The 18,682-nt window shown below is 70.0% G+C and carries 17 protein-coding genes and 1 tRNA gene; 7 read left to right on the top strand and 11 right to left on the bottom strand.

Going from position 1 to position 18,682, the window contains the following annotated elements; all coding sequences use genetic code 11:
• The first annotated feature begins 53 nt into the window (after positions 1 to 53).
• Positions 54 to 2,189 (top strand): DNA/RNA non-specific endonuclease, encoded by a 2,136-nt coding sequence (locus EPN98_RS07355; protein ID WP_293362026.1) that lies wholly within the window; start codon positions 54 to 56, stop codon positions 2,187 to 2,189.
• Here EPN98_RS07355 and EPN98_RS07350 read toward each other — a convergent pair.
• Positions 2,181 to 3,458: a flavin-dependent oxidoreductase gene (locus EPN98_RS07350; RefSeq protein WP_293362025.1), complete on the bottom strand. Its 1,278-nt coding sequence runs from the start codon at positions 3,456 to 3,458 to the stop codon at positions 2,181 to 2,183. The two genes, EPN98_RS07355 and EPN98_RS07350, sit on opposite strands and share 9 nt — an antisense overlap.
• A 109-nt stretch (positions 3,459 to 3,567) precedes the next feature.
• On the opposite strand from EPN98_RS07350, the gene EPN98_RS07345 reads away from it, so the two are divergent.
• Together EPN98_RS07345 and EPN98_RS07340 are read left to right on the top strand one after the other, a co-directional pair.
• Positions 3,568 to 4,476 (top strand): formylglycine-generating enzyme family protein, encoded by a 909-nt coding sequence (locus EPN98_RS07345; RefSeq protein ID WP_293362024.1) that lies wholly within the window; start codon positions 3,568 to 3,570, stop codon positions 4,474 to 4,476.
• 76 nt (positions 4,477 to 4,552) lie between these two features.
• Positions 4,553 to 5,632: a branched-chain amino acid aminotransferase gene (locus EPN98_RS07340; RefSeq protein ID WP_293362023.1), complete on the top strand. Its 1,080-nt coding sequence runs from the start codon at positions 4,553 to 4,555 to the stop codon at positions 5,630 to 5,632.
• A 2-nt stretch (positions 5,633 to 5,634) separates the two neighbouring features.
• On the opposite strand, the gene EPN98_RS07335 is transcribed toward EPN98_RS07340, so the two are convergent.
• Positions 5,635 to 5,910 carry a hypothetical protein gene (locus EPN98_RS07335; RefSeq protein ID WP_293362022.1) on the bottom strand — a complete coding sequence of 92 codons (276 nt, stop codon included), beginning with the start codon at positions 5,908 to 5,910 and terminating at the stop codon, positions 5,635 to 5,637.
• Positions 5,911 to 6,082: 172 nt separating this feature from the next.
• Positions 6,083 to 7,039: a phosphoribosylaminoimidazolesuccinocarboxamide synthase gene (locus EPN98_RS07330; protein ID WP_293362021.1), complete on the bottom strand. Its 957-nt coding sequence runs from the start codon at positions 7,037 to 7,039 to the stop codon at positions 6,083 to 6,085.
• A gap of 100 nt (positions 7,040 to 7,139) precedes the next feature.
• Here EPN98_RS07330 and EPN98_RS07325 point away from each other — a divergent pair, with 100 nt between their 5' ends.
• On the top strand, positions 7,140 to 8,786 hold the full coding sequence (locus EPN98_RS07325; RefSeq protein ID WP_293362020.1) for a sulfatase: 1,647 nt from the start codon (positions 7,140 to 7,142) through the stop codon (positions 8,784 to 8,786).
• Between the two features lie 95 nt (positions 8,787 to 8,881).
• Positions 8,882 to 9,694 carry a class I SAM-dependent methyltransferase gene (locus EPN98_RS07320; RefSeq protein WP_293362019.1) on the top strand — a complete coding sequence of 271 codons (813 nt, stop codon included), beginning with the start codon at positions 8,882 to 8,884 and terminating at the stop codon, positions 9,692 to 9,694.
• 21 nt (positions 9,695 to 9,715) lie between these two features.
• Here the strand turns inward: EPN98_RS07320 and EPN98_RS07315 are convergent.
• The 5 genes from EPN98_RS07315 to EPN98_RS07295 form a co-directional block, all read right to left on the bottom strand.
• Positions 9,716 to 9,792, bottom strand: a tRNA-Arg gene (locus tag EPN98_RS07315).
• A gap of 96 nt (positions 9,793 to 9,888) precedes the next feature.
• Entirely contained in the window at positions 9,889 to 10,404 is a 516-nt protein-coding gene (locus tag EPN98_RS07310; RefSeq protein WP_293362018.1) for a CarD family transcriptional regulator, read from the bottom strand.
• Between the two features lie 296 nt (positions 10,405 to 10,700).
• Positions 10,701 to 11,042, bottom strand: coding sequence for a ferredoxin FdxA (gene fdxA / locus EPN98_RS07305; protein ID WP_293362017.1), 342 nt, complete (start codon positions 11,040 to 11,042; stop codon positions 10,701 to 10,703).
• A 152-nt stretch (positions 11,043 to 11,194) separates the two neighbouring features.
• On the bottom strand, positions 11,195 to 11,497 hold the full coding sequence (locus EPN98_RS07300) for an RNA-binding S4 domain-containing protein (RefSeq protein WP_293362016.1): 303 nt from the start codon (positions 11,495 to 11,497) through the stop codon (positions 11,195 to 11,197).
• A gap of 67 nt (positions 11,498 to 11,564) precedes the next feature.
• On the bottom strand, positions 11,565 to 14,102 hold the full coding sequence (locus tag EPN98_RS07295) for a helicase-related protein (RefSeq protein ID WP_293362015.1): 2,538 nt from the start codon (positions 14,100 to 14,102) through the stop codon (positions 11,565 to 11,567).
• A 274-nt stretch (positions 14,103 to 14,376) separates the two neighbouring features.
• Here EPN98_RS07295 and EPN98_RS07290 point away from each other — a divergent pair, with 274 nt between their 5' ends.
• Both EPN98_RS07290 and EPN98_RS07285 read left to right on the top strand, forming a co-directional pair.
• Positions 14,377 to 14,550, top strand: coding sequence for a hypothetical protein (locus tag EPN98_RS07290; RefSeq protein WP_293362014.1), 174 nt, complete (start codon positions 14,377 to 14,379; stop codon positions 14,548 to 14,550).
• A gap of 113 nt (positions 14,551 to 14,663) precedes the next feature.
• Positions 14,664 to 16,487, top strand: a complete 1,824-nt coding sequence (locus EPN98_RS07285; RefSeq protein ID WP_293362013.1) for a DUF885 family protein — start codon at positions 14,664 to 14,666, stop codon at positions 16,485 to 16,487.
• Here the strand turns inward: EPN98_RS07285 and EPN98_RS07280 are convergent.
• From EPN98_RS07280 to EPN98_RS07270, 3 genes are all read right to left on the bottom strand, one after another.
• Positions 16,484 to 17,245: an alpha/beta hydrolase gene (locus tag EPN98_RS07280; protein ID WP_293362012.1), complete on the bottom strand. Its 762-nt coding sequence runs from the start codon at positions 17,243 to 17,245 to the stop codon at positions 16,484 to 16,486. The two genes, EPN98_RS07285 and EPN98_RS07280, sit on opposite strands and share 4 nt — an antisense overlap.
• Entirely contained in the window at positions 17,245 to 17,649 is a 405-nt protein-coding gene (cdd, locus tag EPN98_RS07275; protein WP_293362011.1) for a cytidine deaminase, read from the bottom strand. Before cdd ends, EPN98_RS07280 begins: the two co-directional genes overlap by 1 nt.
• Before the next feature lie 75 nt (positions 17,650 to 17,724).
• The coding region (locus EPN98_RS07270) for an amidase family protein (RefSeq protein ID WP_293362010.1) at positions 17,725 to 18,682 on the bottom strand (958 nt) is incomplete at its 5' end.

The following is an 18,682-nucleotide window of genomic DNA, read 5'->3' as shown; positions in this document are numbered from 1 at the left end:
AGGGGACTCCGTGTCGGACACAGTCGTGCCGTTGCGCCCTGGGCGGCGCGGCCGTGAGTGATCTGAATCGCCTGCGCGAGGCGCGTCGCATCATCCAGACCGGCGCCATTGCGCGATGGCAGGCCCGCGAGGAGGTCCGATCCGAAACCCGCCGCGTGGTCGCCCAACAGGGACCCGGCGCGGCGGACTCGCCCGAGCGGCAGGCGCTCTACAAGGCTCGGGTGCGCGACGTCTCCTACCTGCACAACGTGGCTGCCGGCTCGGTGCGGCTGCCGTTGGGGCTGGAGCGGCGGATGGGCGCGACGCTCGACTTCATCGGCCTGCCGCCGAGCGAGCAGGCGCGGGCCGCGGGCCGCCCCGTCGCGCGCATCATCGAGAACGCAAGTCCTGGCCTGGTGCCTCAGGGGTTCGGAACCGGGTTCCTCATCGCGCCCGACTTGCTGATGACCAACTGGCACGTCTTTCCGACGCGCTCGGACGCCGTCGGACGCGGCGCGAACTTCCTGCACGAGCAGGGAGAACGCGGCATCGCCCAGGGGATCGTGTTCGAGCTCGAGCCGGAGCGGTTCTTCGTGAGCGACGACACACTGGACTTCGCCATTGTTGCGGTCGCACCCCTGGCGGTCACCGGCGAGACGCTGTCCGACCTCGGTCAGATCACGCTCATTGAGGCGCGCCCGAAGATCCTCAAGGGCCACCCGGTCAACATCATCCAGCATCCGGAGGGCGGGCCCAAACAGTACGCCGTCGCCCAGAACCGGCTGATCGACATCCTCGAGGAGACCGGCTTCCTTCACTACGAGACGGACACCCTGGAGGGATCGTCCGGCTCGCCCGCCTTCAGCGAACTGTGGGAGCTGGTGGCGCTGCATCATGCGTCGATCCCGCAGATGCGGGGGGCGGACGTCATCGCCCGCGACGGCTCGGTCTGGAACGAGACGATGGGCGACGATGCGGTGCGCTGGGTGGCCAACGAGGGCGTGCGGATCAGCGCGATCGTGGCGAAGCTGGCCGCGATGCAGCTGGCCAATCCCAGCGAACAGGAGATCGTCCGCCGTCTCGCGGCGTCGTCCATCGATCCCGTGGCCGAGGGCATCGCGCTGGTCGGCGCAGCCCCTCAGGCGCGGGAGCGTATCCCCGGCGTCGCATCGCCCCCCACGACCATCGCAGTGAGCCCCGGAATGTCGAACGTACAGATGACCTTTACCGGCCCGGTGACGATCAACATCGGCAGCGCGGCGGACCCGACGGCGGTCGAGGCGGCATCGCCGCCTCGGACGATCGCGGTCGAGAAATCGATCCGCTTCGACCCCGACTACGATGCCCGCGAGGGCTATGACCCGGCGTTCCTGGACCCGATGGGGAACCTCCGCGTCCCGACGCCGACGGTGGCGGCCGGGCGGGTCGGCGAGTTGGTGAAGGGCGACGATGGCGCGCCGCTGGTGCTCAAGTATCACCACTTCGAGCTGGTCATGAACCGGACGCGCAGGCTGCAGATGTGGTCGGCGGCGAACATCGACTATGCGCCCTCGCGCAAGACGAAGGGCGACCGGAAGTCCTGGGGCGACGACCGCTGGATCCCGGATCCCAGGCTGAAGGCGGTGGACCAGATCTTCGATGCCGATTTCTACAAGCCGGCCGGCAACATCGATCGTGGACACATCGTGCGGCGCGAGGACAACGAGTGGGGCGACAGCGAGCTGGAGATCGAATTCGCCAATTCCGACACCTTCCACTGGACGAACTGCACGCCCCAGCACGAGGCGTTCAACCAGTCGGACCCGGCCCGCAACGATCCCACCTATCGCGGCATCAAGGGGATCTGGGGCTCTCTGGAGAACCACATCCAGCGCAGCCGCAAAGACGGCGACACCCGCGCCTGCCTGCTCGCGGGCCCGATCCTGGCGGCCGACGATCCCGAGGCGGATTTCGGCAAGGGGCCGATCAAGTATCCGCTGCGCTTCTTCAAAGTGGTCTGCGTCGCCGAGGGCGCGGTCGGCGCGAAGGTGCTGAAGGTCTACGCCTTCATCCTGAATCAGAAGGACGTGGTCGACCGCTTCGGGATCGAACGGTTCGAGCCGGGACGGTTTTCGCGCTACCAGGTCGCGCTGAAGGACGTCGAGACGGCGGCGGGTGTGCTGTTTGACGCCAGCCTGCACGCCGCGGACACGTTCGTGGCCTCAGCCTAGGCCTGTCGGCCGCGCTGGGGTGAGGGACGGGCGGCGGTTGAGGGCCTCGGGGTCGAAGCCGGCCAGGCGCTTGTAGTTGGACGCGACCTCTTCCAGCTCGGCGGGGCTCATCACGTCGTGGACGTGGGCGAAACCGTCGGGTGCGCGGGTCTCGGCCAGCTGCATCACCTGCTCGGGCCCGTTGCCGCGGTTGGCCAGGACCAGCGCGCTGGTGGGCGGCCGCCGCGCCGCTTCGTAGCGCGCGAGCGCCGCGTCGGCGTCGGGGGCGGCAGCCAGCTCGAACGCCAGGGTGCGGGCATCGAGGATGGCCTGCGACGCGCCGTTCGAGCCGATCGGATACATGGGGTGGGCCGCGTCGCCCAGCAGGGTCACCCGACCGTAGGTCCAGCGCGCGATGGGGTCGCGGTCGACCAGCGGGTACTCGTAGATCGCCTCGGCGCCGCGGATCACCGCCGGCACGTCCAGCCAGGGGAACCGCCAGGTTTCGAAGCGGGGCAGAAAGTCCTCCACGCGGCCCGGCCGGTTCCAGTCTTCGCGCCGCCAGGTCGCTTCGTCGGGGAAGCGGAGCTCGGCGATCCAGTTGATCACCGCCTCGCCCTCGGCCTCCGCCGCCGGGTCGATGGGGTAGCAGACGAACTTCACGTCCTGATGGCCCGCCATCACCATGGTGCGGCCGTCAAGGTAGGGGGCCGTCCGCGTCGTGGCCCGCCAGAGCACGCGCCGGTTCCAGATCGGCGGGCCTTCGTCGGGATAGAACTGCGCCCGGATCGCCGAGTGGATGCCGTCGCAGGCGACCACCAAGTCCCCGCGCTGGTCGGGCAGGGGCTCTCCGGTCGTGCGGCTGCGGAAGTTGACCGTGGCGCCAGTGGCGTCGCTCTCGACAGCGACAGCCTCGTGATCGGCGAGGATGGCGTCGGCGCCCAACCGCTCGCGGGCCGCCTCCAGCAGCAGGCCCTGCAGCACGCCGCGGTGGATCGAGTACTGTGGCCAGGCGTAGCCGGCGGCGCGGCCTCGCGGCTCGCGCCAGATCTCCTGGCCGAACTTGTTGGCGTACATGAGCGCGCCGGTGGGGATGGCGTTCGCCGCCAACTCCGCGTCCAGGCCCAGTTCGGTGAGCTCGCGCACGGCGTGCGGCAACAGGTTGATGCCGACGCCGAGGGGGCGGATCTGGGGCGTCGCCTCGCAGACGACGGCCTCGATGCCGGCGGCGTGCAGGCTGAGCGCCAGCGACAGGCCGCCGATTCCCGCGCCGACCACTACGACCCGCATGCCGCCTCCCGCGAAGTTCGGATATGGGCTTGCCGCGCCGGCGGCACGAAGTCCAGCGCAGCGGCGAAGTCGTGTATGTCAGCGGACGAACACCAGACGGAGGACCGGGATGACGGACGAGGCGGGCATGCTGCGGATGCCGGGCGGCGTCTTCCGCATGGGCTCGGATCGCCACTATCCCGAGGAGGGTCCGTCGCGGCTGGTGCAGGTCGATCCGTTCTGGATCGACGAGACGCCGGTGACCAACGCCGCCTTCGCCCGCTTCGTGGCCGACACGGGGCACGTGACGACGGCCGAGATCGCGCCGCGGGCCGAGGACTATCCGGACGCCGACCCCGCCATGCTGAAGGCGGGTTCGGCGGTGTTCACGATGACCCGCGGGCCCGTGCCGCTGAACGAGCCGGGCCGCTGGTGGGACTATTGCTTCGGGGCCAGCTGGCGCAGGCCCTGGGGCGACGCGACCACGCACGAAGACCTGCCCGACCATCCGGTGACCCACGTGACCTGGGATGACGCAGCCGCCTACGCGGCCTGGGCCGGCAAGCGGCTGCCCACCGAGGCAGAGTGGGAGTTCGCCGCCTGGGGCGGGCTGGAGGGCGCTGAGTTCGCCTGGGGCGACGAACTGGAACCGGGCGGCCGTCCGCAGGCCAACTACTGGCAGGGCCGGTTTCCGTTCGAGAACCTGCAGACGGACGGATGGCTGCGCACGTCGCCGGTGCGCGCCTTCCCGCCGAACGGCTACGGCCTCTACGACATGATCGGCAACGTCTGGGAGCTGACCGCGGACTGGTACGCCTCGCGCACGGCGCCGCAGAGCCCTTGCTGCACGACGGTCAATCCCCGCGGGCCGGCCCAGAGCGAGGACGTGCTGCGGCAGGGGCCGCGCCGAGTGATGAAGGGCGGCTCGCACCTCTGCGCCGAGAGCTACTGCCGCCGCTACCGGCCAGCCGCGCGGCACCCCCAGGTGACCGACACCTCGACCTCGCACACGGGCTTCCGCTGCGCGAAGGACGTCTGAAGCGGGGGCTCACCCCACGTGAAATTTGCCGGTCTGCGACGCTGTGCTATGCGCGCCTGCTGGATTGGAGCGCCTGATGTTCACGACCCTCGCCCACCCGAAGCCGACCTCTGCCGAAGCGCGCGCGGCGCTGCTGGAGGATCCGGGGTTCGGCCGGGTGTTCACCGACCACATGGTGACGGTGAAGTGGACGCCCGAGGCCGGGTGGCACGAGGCGCAGGTCCGCGCGCGTGAGCCGTTCCAGCTGGATCCCGCCGCGGCGGTGCTGCACTACGCCCAGGAGATATTCGAAGGCCTGAAGGCCTATCGGACCGGCAACGCCGGCGTGGCCCTGTTCCGCCCGGAAGAGAACGCGCGACGCTTCGCCCGCTCGGCCGAGCGGATGGCGATGCCGGTGGTCCCGGAGGCGCTGTTCCTGGAAGCGGTCGAGGCGCTGGTCCGCATCGACAAGGACTGGATCCCCGACGGCGAGGGCAGCCTCTACCTGCGGCCTTTCATGTTCGCCAACGAGCCCTTCCTGGGGGTGCGTCCGGCGGGCGAATACATCTTCTGCGTCATCGCCTGCCCGGTGGGGGCCTACTTCAAGGGCGGGGCCAAGCCGGTGACGGTCTGGGCCACCGACCAGTACAGCCGCGCGGCCCCCGGCGGGACCGGCGCGGCCAAGTGCGGCGGCAACTATGCGGCCAGCCTGCTGGCCCAGGCCGAGGCGACCAGGAACGGCTGCGACCAGGTGGTCTTCCTGGACGCGGCCCAGCACCGCTGGGTCGAGGAACTGGGCGGGATGAACGTGTTCTTCGTCTTCGACGACGGTTCGATCCAGACCCCGCCGCTCAGCGGCACGATCCTGGCGGGCGTGACGCGCGAGTCGATCATCGCGCTGGCCCGGGCTCAGGGCCGCAAGGTCACGGAAGCGCCGTACGACTTCGACACCTGGAAGGCGGACGCGGCGTCGGGCCGGCTGCGCGAGACCTTCGCCTGCGGCACCGCCGCGGTGATCGCCGCGATCGGCGAGATCCGCTTCCCCGGCGGGTCGTTCAAGATCGCCGACGGCCAGGACGGCCCGGCCACCCTGGCGTTGCGCCAGGAACTGACCGCCATCCAGCGCGGCAATGCGCCCGACCCTTACGGCTGGCGCCGCGCGGTCGAGGGCGTCTAGGGCTAGCGGATCGTTTCCTTTTCCCGGGGCGCAGAAACCTTCCGGGTCTTCGCCTGGGCCTTGGGCTTGGGCAGCAGGCGGAAGCGCGTCTGGCACCAGGCGAAATCGATGCCCACGTCGATCAGGGCGTCGGAACGGCCGCAGGGGCAGCCGAATTCCATGACCCCGTACACGCGGTAGGTCTCTCCGGCCTGAAGGGGCGTGGGGCGCCCCGTCGCGTGGTTCGGGGCGGCGTTCACGCAGAGAACCAGGTCGCCGGGGCCGACAGCGTCGCTCATGGCCTTCATCCTCTTGCTCGGGGACAGATTAAACCCTCGGCCGAGCGGGGCAAAGGCGCCTAGAGCGCGTTTGGCGAAAGCAGAGGCCGGTTTCGCCCCGAAACGCACTCTGAATCAAAGAGATCGAGCCTGTTCATCCGGTTCAGACGATCCCATCTGAAGCGGACAGTCTCTAGGCGAAGTAGCGGGCCAGGTTGCGGCGGACACGGTCCAGCACCGGCTCGTCCGCGGGAGGCTCGAAGGGCAGGCCGGTGATGGCCTCGAACGCCCGGATGTAGACCTTCGACGTCTCCTCGATCATCGCGGCCGGGATCTCGGGGATCGGATCGACGTAGGGATCGCACCGCGCCGCCACCCAGCTGCGCACGAAGTCCTTGTCGAAGGAGTCGGGGCGCTCGCCGGCCGCGAACTTCGCCTCGTAGGTCTCGGCGATCCAGTAGCGGCTGGAGTCGGGCGTATGAATCTCGTCCGCCAGCACGATCCGGCCGTCGGTATCGGTCCCGAACTCGTATTTCGTGTCGACCAGGATCAGGCCGCGCTCGGCGGCCATGCGCTGGCCACGGTCGAACAGCGCCAGCGCGTAGGCCGACACGGTCTCCCACTGCGCCGCCGTCAGCAGCCCCTGGTCCAGGATCTCGTCGGGCGTCATCGGCTCATCATGGCCGGCGTCGAAGGCCTTGCTGGACGGCGTGATGATCGGCTGCGCGAGACGCTGGTTGTCGCGCAGGCCGTCCGGGAAGGTGTGGCCGTACATGTCGCGCTGTCCCTGCTTGTAGAGGGTCAGGATCGAGGTGCCGGTCGTGCCGGCCAGGTAGTTCCGCACCACGATCTCGACCGGCAGGATGGTCAGGCGCCGGCCCACCACGACGTTGGGGTCAGGGTACTCCAGCACGTGGTTCGGACAGATGTCGGCGGTGTGGTCGAACCAGTAGCGCGCCATCTGGGTCAGCACCTGGCCCTTGTGGGGGATGACCGCCAGCACGCGGTCGAAGGCGCTCAACCGGTCCGAGGCGATCATGATCCGCCGCCCGTCGGGCAGGTCGTAGCTGTCCCGCACCTTGCCCCGATAGTGGTTCGGCAGCTCGGGCAGGGTGGCGTCGGCCAGGGCGTTTGCAGCGGTGAACGGCATGGGCCCGGTATTGGAGCCGCGCCGGGCCGCGTCAAGAAGAACGCGCCGAGCCCTCGAAGTTGCGGCAAGCTGTGCTCCGGACGGCAGGGGGAGGGGTGACGTGTCGAAGCCGCAGGAAGAGGGCGCAGGCAGGTTGGGCGGTATGCTGAGGCGCCTTCGCCGGAGTTTGGGCGTCGCCGCCCTGGTGTCGGTTTTGTCGGTGGGGGCGGCGGTCGCCGCGCCCAAGCCACGCAACGTGATCTTCGTGCTGGTCGACGACCTGCGCTTCGACGCCATGGGCTTCCTGACCCCCGGCCTGCAGACGCCCAACATCGACCGGCTGGCCCGCGAGGGGGTCTACTTCCCGAATGCGGTGGTGACGTCTGCGCTGTGCTCGCCCAGCCGCGCGACCCTGCTCACTGGCCTGTCCAGCCGCAACCACGGCATCGTCGACAACAACAACGCCTCGGAGACGGGCCTGACCTTCTTCCCCAGCTACCTGCAGAAGGCCGGCTACCAGACCGCGTTCCTGGGCAAGTGGCACATGGGCCAGGCCAGCGCCGCGCCGCGGCCGGGCTTCGACCACTGGGTCAGCTTCCCGGGGCAGGGGACTTATTGGCCGACGCCCACGGGGCGGCTGAACGTCGATGGCCGCGAGGTGGCGCAGAAGGGCTACATCACCGACGAGCTGACCGACTACGCCATGGATTGGCTGGAGCACGGCCGGGACGCCAAGAAGCCGTTCTTCCTCTACCTGTCGCACAAGGCGGTGCACTCTGATGCCCAGCCCGCGCCGCGCCACCGCGACCAGTACAAGGACCTTGATATCCGCCTGCCGGCCAGCGCCGCCGATACGCCCGAGAACTACGCCGGCAAGCCCATGTGGGTGCGCAATCAGCGCAACAGCTGGCACGGGGTCGATTTCCCGTACCACAGCACCCGGGCGATCACGGAGAACACCCGGCAGGTCTATCGGACCCTGTCGGCCGTCGACGAAAGCCTGGGCCGGGTCCTGGCGTGGGTGGACCGCGCCGGGCTCGCGAAGGAGACGGCGGTCATCTTCTATTCCGACAACGGCTTCCTGACCGGCGACCACGGCCTGATCGACAAGCGCAACGCCTATGAAGGTTCGATCCGCGTGCCGATGGTGGTCTGGGCGCCGGGCCTGCTGCCGGCAGGCAAGGTCGAGCCCGGCATGGTCCGCAACCTGGACATGGCCCCGGCGATCCTGGACCTGGCCGGGGTGCGCGCGCCCGCGCACTTCGAGGGGCGCAGCTTCCTGCCGCTGGCGACGGGCGCGATCGCGACCGCGGCGTGGCCGCAGGAGCTGATCTACGAGTACTACTGGGAATGGAACTTCCCGATGACGCCAACGACGTTCGCGATCCGCGACGGGCGCTACAAGTACATCCAGTATCACGGCGTCTGGGATCTGGAGGAGCTGTACGACCTCCAAGCGGACCCCGGCGAGATGACCAACCTCATCGATGACCCGGCCCAGTTCGACCGCAAGCTCGACCTGCGCAAGCGGCTCTACCTTGGCCTCGCCGCCGCGGGCGGGCGCCACGCGATCCCGTTCGGAGAGCGCGCCGGTCCGGGCGTGGTTTTCCGCCGCACGGATGGGGCGCCGGCCGCCGACTTCCCGGCCGAGTGGATGCGCCGCCCGGGCGATCCCGACCTGCTGGACGGCATCTTTCCCGACAGCCGGGCGAAGTTCGAGGCTCAGCAGGCGCGGCGGGCCAAGACGGACGGGGCTCCGCGCAAGTGACCAACCTCGCCCCCGCCGTCGGCGCGGCGCGGACGTGACGATCCCGCACTCGCGGGTCGTTTTCCAAACGTGCGAAGCAGCTCAGGAACACAGGCATGGCAGGTCCGCTCACCCAGACCGTCGCGGCGCGGGTCCGCGAAATGTGCGACGGCTGGCCGGCAGGCGCCGAGATCCAGCACCTGGACGAGGTCCTGCGCACCCTGGCGAAGTGGCGTTCGCACCTGCTGGAGCGGACGTACCTGCGGTATCACGGCTCGACGATCCGGGCCGGGATCTTCGCCGGCATGAGCTACGTGGAGGCTGCGACGGAGGGCGCCCTCATCGCGCGCCTCCTGGGCGTCTACGAAGCCGAGCTTCACCCGCATCTGGAGGCGCTGATCGGCGATGGCGTCGACTGTGTCGTCGATGTCGGATGCGCGGAAGGCTACTACGCCGTGGGGCTCGCGCGCCGGTTTCCCGCGCTACAGGTCTACGCGCACGACATCAGCGAGACCGCCCGCGCCGCGTGCGCGGAGCTGGCGGCGCGCAACCAGGTATCGGACCGCGTCATCATCGGGGGCGAGTTCGGGCCGCGTGACTTCGAGGCGTTCGCCGGGCGCAACACGCTGGTGCTCGTGGACGCCGAGGGCGCCGAGGTGGATATCCTCGATCCGGCCCTCGGCCCCGCGCTGGCGGGCATGAAGATCGTGGTGGAGACTCACGATCTCTTCCGGGCTTCGGCGCGCGCGACGATGCTGAAGCGGTTCGAGCCGACCCACGAGATCGTGGAGGTCCGCACGCGCCCGAAGGCGTTCGACCCGCCGCCCTGGCTGGACGATCTGAGCGAGCTCGACATCCTGCTGGCGACCTGGGAGTGGCGCGAACGGCTCACGCCCTGGCTGGTGATGACGCCGCGCAAGACGGCCTGACGGACGGTTCGGAGGTTGCGCTGGCGGCCTCGGAGGGACTCGAACCCCCGACCTTGGCTTTAGGAAAGCCCTGCTCTATCCGGCTGAGCTACGAGGCCCGCGCCGGCGGTTGGTAGCGCAGGGCCGCGCTAAACCTCAAACGAAAACGCCCGGCGGTGAGGCCGGGCGTCTTGCGATTGGTTTTGTCGGGACGATCAGGCCGCGACGGCGGCGGTCTTCACCAGCGACTTGTTCAGCATGGCGATCGCCGCTTCGCGGTCGATGCGCTCGATGGCGGCGACTTCGCGGGCCATGCGGTCGAGGGCCGACTCATAGAGCTGGCGCTCGGAATAGGATTGCTCGGGCTGGTTCTCGGCGCGGTGCAGGTCGCGCACCACCTCGGCGATCGAGATCAGGTCGCCCGAGTTGATCTTGGCTTCGTACTCCTGAGCGCGGCGCGACCACATGGTGCGCTTCACGCGGGCGCGGCCCTTCAGGGTGGTCAGCGCCTTGGACACCACGCCGGTCTCGGCCAGCGAGCGCAGGCCCGCAGTCTTGGCCTTGGCGGTGGGAACACGCAGCGTCATTTTCTCGTGGTCGAAGGTGATGACGTAGACTTCAAGCTTCAGACCGGCGACTTCCTGGGTTTCGATCCCTTGCACCTGGCCGACCCCGTGGGCCGGGTAGACGACGTGATCGCCAACCGAGAATTCGTGACCGCTCTTGCTCATCCGAGATACCTCTCATATGCGTCCGCGCTGGGCGCGGAACTCCTGGTCGCGGCTTCCGGGAATGCACAAAACCACCCCTCCCGCGGAACAGTTCGCGGCGGCGTCGTTACTGTGAAACGGAAGCTGACCTCTTAAGACGACCCTTCGCCCGTGCCGGCTTAGGACGCCGGTCGGCTGTTCTAGTTACAGACCGACCCGGGCGAAGCCTTCGTGTCGTGTCGTCGGAGACATTAACACAAAAACGTGCGGAATGAAAGGGTTGGACCGACCCCGGACGCGGCCGGCCGGAGGCGCGCTCAGGAGCCGCGGCCCGGCTTCTCGGAGAAGTATTTCTCGAACTTGCCCGTTTCGCGCTCGAAAGCTTCTGCGTCGGCAGGCGGTTCGCCCTTGACGGTGATGTTCGGCCACACGCGCGAGTATTCGCTGTTCACCCGCAGCCACTTGCCGTCGGGATCATCTTCCGTATCGGGTTTGATGGCGTCGACAGGACACTCAGGTTCGCAGACGCCGCAGTCGATGCACTCGTCCGGATTGATCGCCAGAAAGTTCTCGCCCTCGTAGAAGCAGTCGACGGGGCATACCTCCACGCAGTCCATGAACTTACATTTGATGCAGGGATCCATCACGATGTAGGTCATGGCGTGGGCTTGAAGCTCCGGCAGCGGTCCCCGGTTCGGGGCGCCGGTTTTTCACGGTGCGACCGTCTCTTGTCAATGCGACGGGTGCGCAGGAATTCTCTCAGCGTGGATAGGCCGCGCGGTCCGACGCGGGCGGGCGGCGCTTCCGCGACTCAGCTCTCCTCCAACGTCGAGTAGAGCGCGCGGGCCTCGGCTGCGGGGCCGCGGCGATCACCCATGGCCTCCACGCGCACGGCGATCAGGCGGCCGCCCAGGGCGAAGACCAGCTGGTCGCCGACCTTGATGGGCCGGGCGGGCTTGTCGATTCGGTGCGCGTCGAGGCCTGGCCGGGTCAGGCGCACGCGGCCGCCCTCGAGGAACTTGGCGGCCAGCGCGCGGGTCTTGAAGAAGCGGGCGCGCCAGAGCCAGACGTCGGCGCGGCAGGCCCCAACCTCCTTGAACGGACCCTCGCTCATCCTGCTTCGCGCCTCGCGGAGCTTTGCAGGACGGGCGCGAACCCTCCGTAGCCTCGGCGAAGGAGGGTCACTTGGAGGCGGCTCTGCGGCGACGCCTCCGCGTGGGCGGCGGGGCGGGCGCGTCCTTCAGCGCGGCCAGGGCGGCGAACGGCGAATGGGGCGCGACCGGGCGACGCTCGACGGCGAACTCGCGCTCGCCCCGCCGGCGCCAGGCGACCGGTTCGCCGGGCCTGCGGATCGCCGCGAAGCCCAGGCCCTTGAGGATGGCCGCCGTGTCCTCGACGCTCCACCCAAGGGCCTCACGCGCGGCGTCGGGCAACACGACGCCGCCGCCCGCCTTCGTCGCGCCGCGCAGGATCTCGTCCAGCTGTTCCAACTGCTCCACCGGCACGGCCAGCGCGCCCACGGCCCGCAGGCCGAAGGCGGCCAGCGCGCGCGGCGCAGGGGCGGGCCGGGGCAGGTGGCCCGGTCTGTCGGCGGCGGGGCGCCACCCGGCGGCCTCGCGGCGCGCCAGGGCCTCGGTCAGCGCGCGCGCCTCGGGCCGCAGCAGGCCGGGTAGGTAGAGCGAGAAGGCGCCGATCTTCACGCCCAGGCCCCGCAGCACGCGCCGCTCGACCTGGCTCAGGGCCCGCACCTCGGCGCGCACGGCGGCGCGGTCGAGCACGCCGCCCGCCTCGGCGAGCTGGAACGCCAGCCCCCGGGCCAGGCCCTTGATGCGCCCTTCCGCCACAGCCGCCTCCAGCTTGCGCAGGGCCCCCAGACGTCGGCCCGCCTCGCCGGCCACGAAGGCTTCCAGCCGCTGGCCCGCGCGCTGGCGGGCGGGCTCGGGCCCCAGCTCGCCCAGCAGCCGCACGCGCGGCCGGAACGGCTCGCCGCCGGCCAGGACGCCCGCGATCTCGCCCCGCCACAGGACCGCGCCGTCGGGACTGAGCGAGAACGCCTCGTCGGGCTCGGCGGCGAGCTGGCCCAGCCGCCGGGCGATCTCGGGGCCCACGGCATGCTGGGCGGCGGCGCGCAGCGCCTTTTCCTCCAGCAGGTTTGAGCCCTTCGCCGGCTCGAAGCTCACGCCGGACAGGCGGCCGACGTAGTGCCCCTCGACCGTCACCGCCCCGTCCGCGCCGACACCCGCCAGCATCTCCTCGCGCACCCGCAGGCCCCGCATCAGGGCGCTGGTCCGCCGGTCGACGAACCGGGCCATCAGCTTCTCGTGCAGGGTGTCTGAGAGGCGGTCTTCCAGCCCGCGCGTCTGGGTCTGCCACGCGCCGGGATCGACCAGCCAGTCGGGCCGGTTCGCGACATAGGCCAGGGTCCGCACGCTGGCGAGGCGGCTGGCCAGGGTGTCGATCTCGCCGTCGGTGCGGTTCAGCTGCTCATATTGGCGCGCGATCCAGTCGTCGCCGATCCGCCGGCGCTTCTCGGTGAGCTGCAGGAAGAAGGCCCGCACCAAGGCCCGGTGCTCGTCGGGCGCCACCTTGCGGAAGTCGGGCGTCTGGCAGACGTCCCACAGCCTGGCCAGGTTGGTGCGGTCGCGTACCCGCGTCTGGATCACCTCGTCCTCGGCCAGCGCCTTGAGGGTGATCTCATCGAGCGCCTCGGCCGACAGCGTCAGGCCGGGCCGATCGGGACGCATTTCGAGGCTCTTCAGCAGCGCCGGGAGCGAGCCGAAGTCGAGCCTGGAGTTGCGCCACTCGGCCCCCGGAACCGGCTCGAAGCTGTGATTCTCGACGGACTCGACCAGGTCGGGGTCCATCTCGTCGGCCTCGCCGGTGACGCCGAATGTGCCGTCCTTCTGGTAGCGGCCGGCTCGGCCCGCGATCTGGCCCACCTCCTGGGGATGCAGGAAGCGCGTGCGGCGGCCGTCGAACTTGCGCAGGCCGGCGAAGGCCACGTGGTCGACGTCCATGTTCAGGCCCATGCCGATGGCGTCGGTGGCCACCAGGAAGTCGACCTCCCCCGACTGGTAGAGGGCGACCTGGGCGTTGCGCGTGCGGGGGCTGAGCGAGCCCATGACCACGGCCGCGCCGCCGCGCTGGCGGCGGATGAGTTCGGCGATCGCGTAGACCTGGTCGGCGCTGAACGCGACCACGGCCGAGCGGCGGGGCAGGCGGGTGAGCTTCTTCGGGCCCGCGTAGATGAGCTTGCTGAACCGGTCGCGGGTCTGGATCTCGGCGTGCGGCAGCAGGCGGCGGACCAGCGGCGCCATCGTGCCCGCGCCCAGCAGCATCGTCTCGTACTTGCCGCGCGCGTGCAGCAGGCGGTGGGTGAAGACGTGGCCGCGCTCGGGATCGGCGCACAGCTGGATTTCGTCGACGGCCAGGAATTCCACCTCGACCGACAGAGGCATCGCCTCGACGGTGCAGACGTAATACTGCGCCCGCGGCGGGACGATCTTTTCCTCGCCGGTGATGAGCGCGACGCAGCGCGCGCCCCGGACCTTGACGATGCGATCATAGATCTCGCGCGCCAGCAGCCGCAGCGGCAGGCCGATCATGCCCGACGAATGGCCCAGCATGCGCTCCACCGCGAGGTGGGTCTTGCCGGTGTTGGTGGGCCCCAGCACCGCCACGAGCCGTGACGGAGCTGCGCCCGACGGGCGATCGCTCATGGGACTAAGGTGGGTGGCGCAAGAGAGTCGGGCAAGCGGGCTGCGGCGGAATGCGGGCCTGTCACGGCAAGCGCCTCATGAGCGGGCAACGTCGCCTCCGGGGTTCATTCTACGGACCTGACGCGCTCCACGCCCACTGGTTCCTTCGAAGCTGCACGAAAAGCGCATAGCCCCTATGCGATCTCGCTGATTGAGGGGCGCCGGCGTGTCGCATATCCAACCTCTCGAACGTCCTAGGGGCGTGATGAGACCGAAACACCCCCCGGAGCCCCCCATGTCCGCTTCCGCCGCCGCCCCCGAGATCATCGAAGGCGCCTTCCGCGTCGTCGCCACGCGGGACGTCCAGCCCGCGCGCAAGTCGCCGAATCGCCAGCGCCAGGTGGCGCGGATGGTGTTCTGGAACTCGGCGATGCTGGTCGCCCTGGTCGTCGCGCCCATGGTGTTCTGAGCCACGCCGCCAAAGGGGCGGTCGCCTCGCCGCGACGCCCGTCTGCCGCAAGGCCGTTGCGTGATCCGAGCGTCCCGCTAGGGTTCCCGCCTTCAGTTTCGGGAAAGCGCGCAATGATCGACCGTCGCCGGCTTCTGGCCACCTCTCTCGCCGCCGGCGCCGCCGCCTCCCCCATCGGCGCGCTCGCCGCGGCCGGCGAGGGGGTCTCGGATCCCCGCCTCGCCACGCTGCTGGACGCCTTCGTGGAGGAGATCCTCGCCGACGCGCCGCAGACGGCCACCGGCATCGGCAAGGACAACGGGCCGCGGGCCGCGTTGCGCCGCCGCCTGGACGATGTCTCCTCGGGCGGCCGCACCAGGCAGCTCGCGGGTTATGCCGACCGCGCGCGGCGCCTTCGCGCCATCCCCCGCGCCAGCCTGACCGGGCGCGACATCACCCGCTACGACAGCGTGCTCTACGCTCAGGACGTGGGGGCCGAGGGGGGCCGCTTCGCCTATGGCCGCGACTACGCGAACCCCTACGTCGTCAGCCAGCAGGACGGCACGGTGGTCAACACCGGCGAGTTCCTGAACAGCCAGCACCCCATCGAGACCCGCGACGACGCCGAGGCCTACCTGGCGCGGCTGGAACAGTACGGCGCGGCCCTCGACCAGGAGAGTGACCGCATCAAGGACGCGGCCGGCAAGGGGGTCATCCTGCCCGACTTCCTGCTGGCCACCGCACTGGGCACCGGGACCGAGCTCCGGGCCCAGGACGCGGCGGCCACGCGACTGGCCACCTCGCTGACCCAGCGCGCGAAGGCCAAGGGCATCGACGGCGACTGGCAGGCCCGCGCCACGGCCATCGTGGCCCAGAAGGTGTTCCCGGCGCTGGAGCGGCAGATCGCGGTGCTGAAGTCGCAGCAGCCCCGCGCCACCCACGACGCCGGTGTGTGGAAGTTCCGGGACGGGGCCGACTACTACCGCTGGAGCCTCAAGTACAACACCACCACCGACCGCACCCCGGCCGAGATCCACAAGACCGGCCTGGACCAGGGCGCGCAGATCGACGCGCTGATGGACGGCATTCTCAGGGGGCAGGGCTACACCCAGGGGACCGTGGGGGAGCGCATGAGCGCGCTGACCCGTGATCCCAAGCTGGTGTATCCCAATACCGACGCGGGCCGACGCGAGTTGATCGCCTATATCGAGGGCACGATCGCCGCCATCCGGCCGTTCATCCCCAAGTTCTCGAAGCTGGGCCTGAAAGCGCCGGTCGAGGTGCGCCGCGTTCCGCCCGAGATCCAGGACGGGGCGGGGCTGGGCTACATGAACTTCGCCGCCCTCGATGGCTCGCGCCCGGCGATCTACTACGTGAACCTCAAGGACACCGCCTCCTGGCCCCGATACACCCTGGCCAGCCTGTCGATGCACGAGGCGCTGCCGGGTCATGCCTGGCAGGGCGCCTACCTCGCCGAGCGGTCGGGCGAGGTGCACACCATCGCGTCGCTGATGAACTTCGGCGCCTTTACCGAGGGCTGGGCGCTGTACGCGGAGCAGTTGGCCGACGAGGTTGGCCTCTACGCCGACGATCCCATGGGGCGGCTGGGTTATCTGCAGGCGCTGCGATTCCGCGCCGCGCGCCTGGTGGTCGACACCGGCCTGCACGACCTGCGTTGGAGCCGCGAGAAGGCGATCGAGGTGCTGGCCGCGGCCACCGGACGTTCGGTCGGCGCCTGCACCAGCGAGGTGGACCGCTACTGCGCGAGCCCGGGCCAGGCCTGCGCCTACAAGACCGGCCACAACGAGATCGTCCGCCTGCGCGAGAAGGCGAAGGCCGCGTTGGGGCCGCGCTTCGACCTTCGCGACTACAACGACGCCGTGGTGACGACAGGCGGCACGCCGCTGTCGGTGCTGGAGAGCGTGATCGATCGCTACGTGGCGGCGACGAAGGCCTAGCCGCGGGGTCGGTTCGCCGGCTGGAAGCGCACCTGCGGGCCGAATGCGTCGCGGCAGGCGGCTTCGAGGGCGTGGGCGAAGGTGAGGACGGCGCGCGCCGGCACGTTGTGGCCGGCGCCGGGCGCCTCGATCACGGTCACCTTCGGGTGGGCCTCCAGCAACGCGCGGCAGGCCGGCGAGACGAGGCTGGGCATGATGTCGAAATCGCGCCGCGGCGGGCCCATCTCACCGCCCACCAGGATGCGGGTGGGCAGCTCCAGGTTGGCGAGCAAGGCGCTGTAATCGCGCGGCTCAAGCCGGTCAGGCGCGATGCCCAGCACCTGCCAGAGGAAGTCGTCGTGCCCGGGTGGGGCCTGCTCGCGTACGATGCGCAGAGGCCAGACACCCTCGGTCAGCAGCGGCGGCTCGACGACCACGAGCCCTCGGATGTTGGCCGCCCGCAGGCCCAGGGCGACAAGCCCGCCCACCGACAGCCCTGCCACCACCACGTCGCGGCCGGCCAGCGCGTCGCGGATCGCATGCCCGTAGGCCGCGGCGAACAGGCCCACGGTGTTCACCGCCAGCGGCGGGCAGTGGTTGCCGGGCAGATGGGCGCGCCAGACGTCGACGCCCACCAGGGTCTCGTCCAACTGGTCCAGAACATTGGCGTTGGCGAAGGTCCCGGTGATCAAGAGCAGCACCGGCTGTCCGGTATCGCGACGCCAGAACCAGATCGGTCCGAATGGCGTCTCCCACTCGAGCTTCGTTTCGGGCGGCATCAGCGCTGGGGGTCGAGCCGGAAGCCCAGTGGCAGCAGCGCCTCGATCGTGTGGATCTCACAGGCGCCGCCCTCGGCGACGCTCACGATCTCGCAACCCGGCGCGGCGAACTCCCAGATCTTCTGACGGCATCCGCCGCAGGGCCAGATGTGGCCGGGCAGCGAGGAGGCGACCCAGACACGTTTCACCAATGTCTCGCCTCGGGTTACCGCGCCGGCGATCGCGCTGGCCTCGGCGCAGAGACCCTGCGGATAGGCGGCGTTCTCGACGTTGACGCCGTAGTGGATGTCGCCGCTCCCGCACTCCACCGCCGCGGCGACGCGCACGCCGGAATAGGGGGCGTGGCTGTGGGCCAGCAGTCGGGAAAGCTCAGCGGCGATCGCCGGGGGCGCGGAGGCGGGCATGAAGGATGAATGCGTCCCGAGTCTTCAGAGGGACAGGGAAGTCTAGTCCTCCGACGAGGTTTGTCGAATCCACTCCTACCCACCTGCGCGCAGCGCCGGGGCGCGACGCTTCAGCGTGATGGGCGCAGCGGCCTCATAGGCGGCGGCGAGCTTGAGGCACGCCAACTCCTGGTGCTGGGGACCTATGATCTGGATGCCCATCGGCAGCCCCTCGGCGCTGAACCCCGCCGGCGCCGCCAAGGCCGGGCAGCCCGCCATGGTGACCAGGCACACCGCCTGCATCCACTCGTGGTAGGTCCGCATGCTCCGCCCGCTCACCGTCTTTGGCCAGTGCTGTTCGGCCGGGAAGGGGAACACCTGGGCGGTCGGCAGCAACAGGTAGTCGAACCGCTCGAACAGCCTGGCGACCGCCCGCGTCCACTCACTGCGCACCAGCGAGGCGGCCGTGGCCTCGTAGGCCGACAGCTTCGCGCCCGTCTCGACCTCGAACACCGCCTCGGGCTTCAGCAGGTCGCGGCGCGCGGGATCGTTGTAGATCTCGAGCAGGTTGCCGCCCGACTGCCAGCCGCGCAGTCGGATGAACGCCTGCCAGACCGGCTCGACGGGATAGTCCGGGAAGGCCTCTTCGACGTGGCAGCCGATCGCCTCGAACGTCCTGAGCGCGCCGCGGCACAGCTCCAGAACGCCGGGATCGTTGGGAATCGCCCCGCCGAAGTCGCCCAGCCAGGCGATCCGTTTGCCCTTGAGGTCGCCGGCCAGCGAGGCGCGGAAGACGTCGCCGGCGCCGTCAATCGACAGCGGCGCCCTAGGGTCGAACCCGGCCTGAACGGACAGCAGCAGCGCCAGGTCGCCGACATTGCGCGCCATCGGCCCGTTCACGCCCATCGACGGCAGCCAGACCTCGCGGCCCGCCACCGGCACCCGGCCGATGGTGGTCCGAAAGCCGTAGACGTTGTTCCAGCCCGCGGGGTTTCGCAGGCTGCCGCCATAGTCGCTGCCATCGGCCACCGGCAGCATGTCGAGCGCCAGCCCG

This window comes from Phenylobacterium sp. (genome assembly GCF_004299445.1).
In the GTDB taxonomy this organism is placed as follows: Bacteria; Pseudomonadota; Alphaproteobacteria; order Caulobacterales; family Caulobacteraceae; genus Phenylobacterium.
This window is presented reverse-complemented; position numbering and strand designations above follow the sequence as displayed.

Bases quoted from the DNA above. Each gene is read 5' to 3' on its own strand.
- EPN98_RS07350 (WP_293362025.1), bottom strand. From the start codon at position 3,458: ATGCGGGTCGTAGTGGTCGGCGCGGGAATCGGCGGCCTGTCGCTGGCG.
- EPN98_RS07345 (WP_293362024.1), top strand. From the start codon at position 3,568: ATGACGGACGAGGCGGGCATGCTGCGGATGCCGGGCGGCGTCTTCCGC.
- EPN98_RS07340 (WP_293362023.1), top strand. From the start codon at position 4,553: ATGTTCACGACCCTCGCCCACCCGAAGCCGACCTCTGCCGAAGCGCGC.
- EPN98_RS07335 (WP_293362022.1), bottom strand. From the start codon at position 5,910: ATGAGCGACGCTGTCGGCCCCGGCGACCTGGTTCTCTGCGTGAACGCC.
- EPN98_RS07330 (WP_293362021.1), bottom strand. From the start codon at position 7,039: ATGCCGTTCACCGCTGCAAACGCCCTGGCCGACGCCACCCTGCCCGAG.
- EPN98_RS07320 (WP_293362019.1), top strand. From the start codon at position 8,882: ATGGCAGGTCCGCTCACCCAGACCGTCGCGGCGCGGGTCCGCGAAATG.
- EPN98_RS07310 (WP_293362018.1), bottom strand. From the start codon at position 10,404: ATGAGCAAGAGCGGTCACGAATTCTCGGTTGGCGATCACGTCGTCTAC.
- fdxA (WP_293362017.1), bottom strand. From the start codon at position 11,042: ATGACCTACATCGTGATGGATCCCTGCATCAAATGTAAGTTCATGGAC.
- EPN98_RS07300 (WP_293362016.1), bottom strand. From the start codon at position 11,497: ATGAGCGAGGGTCCGTTCAAGGAGGTTGGGGCCTGCCGCGCCGACGTC.
- EPN98_RS07295 (WP_293362015.1), bottom strand. From the start codon at position 14,102: ATGAGCGATCGCCCGTCGGGCGCAGCTCCGTCACGGCTCGTGGCGGTG.
- EPN98_RS07290 (WP_293362014.1), top strand. From the start codon at position 14,377: ATGTCCGCTTCCGCCGCCGCCCCCGAGATCATCGAAGGCGCCTTCCGC.
- EPN98_RS07285 (WP_293362013.1), top strand. From the start codon at position 14,664: ATGATCGACCGTCGCCGGCTTCTGGCCACCTCTCTCGCCGCCGGCGCC.
- EPN98_RS07280 (WP_293362012.1), bottom strand. From the start codon at position 17,245: ATGCCGCCCGAAACGAAGCTCGAGTGGGAGACGCCATTCGGACCGATC.
- cdd (WP_293362011.1), bottom strand. From the start codon at position 17,649: ATGCCCGCCTCCGCGCCCCCGGCGATCGCCGCTGAGCTTTCCCGACTG.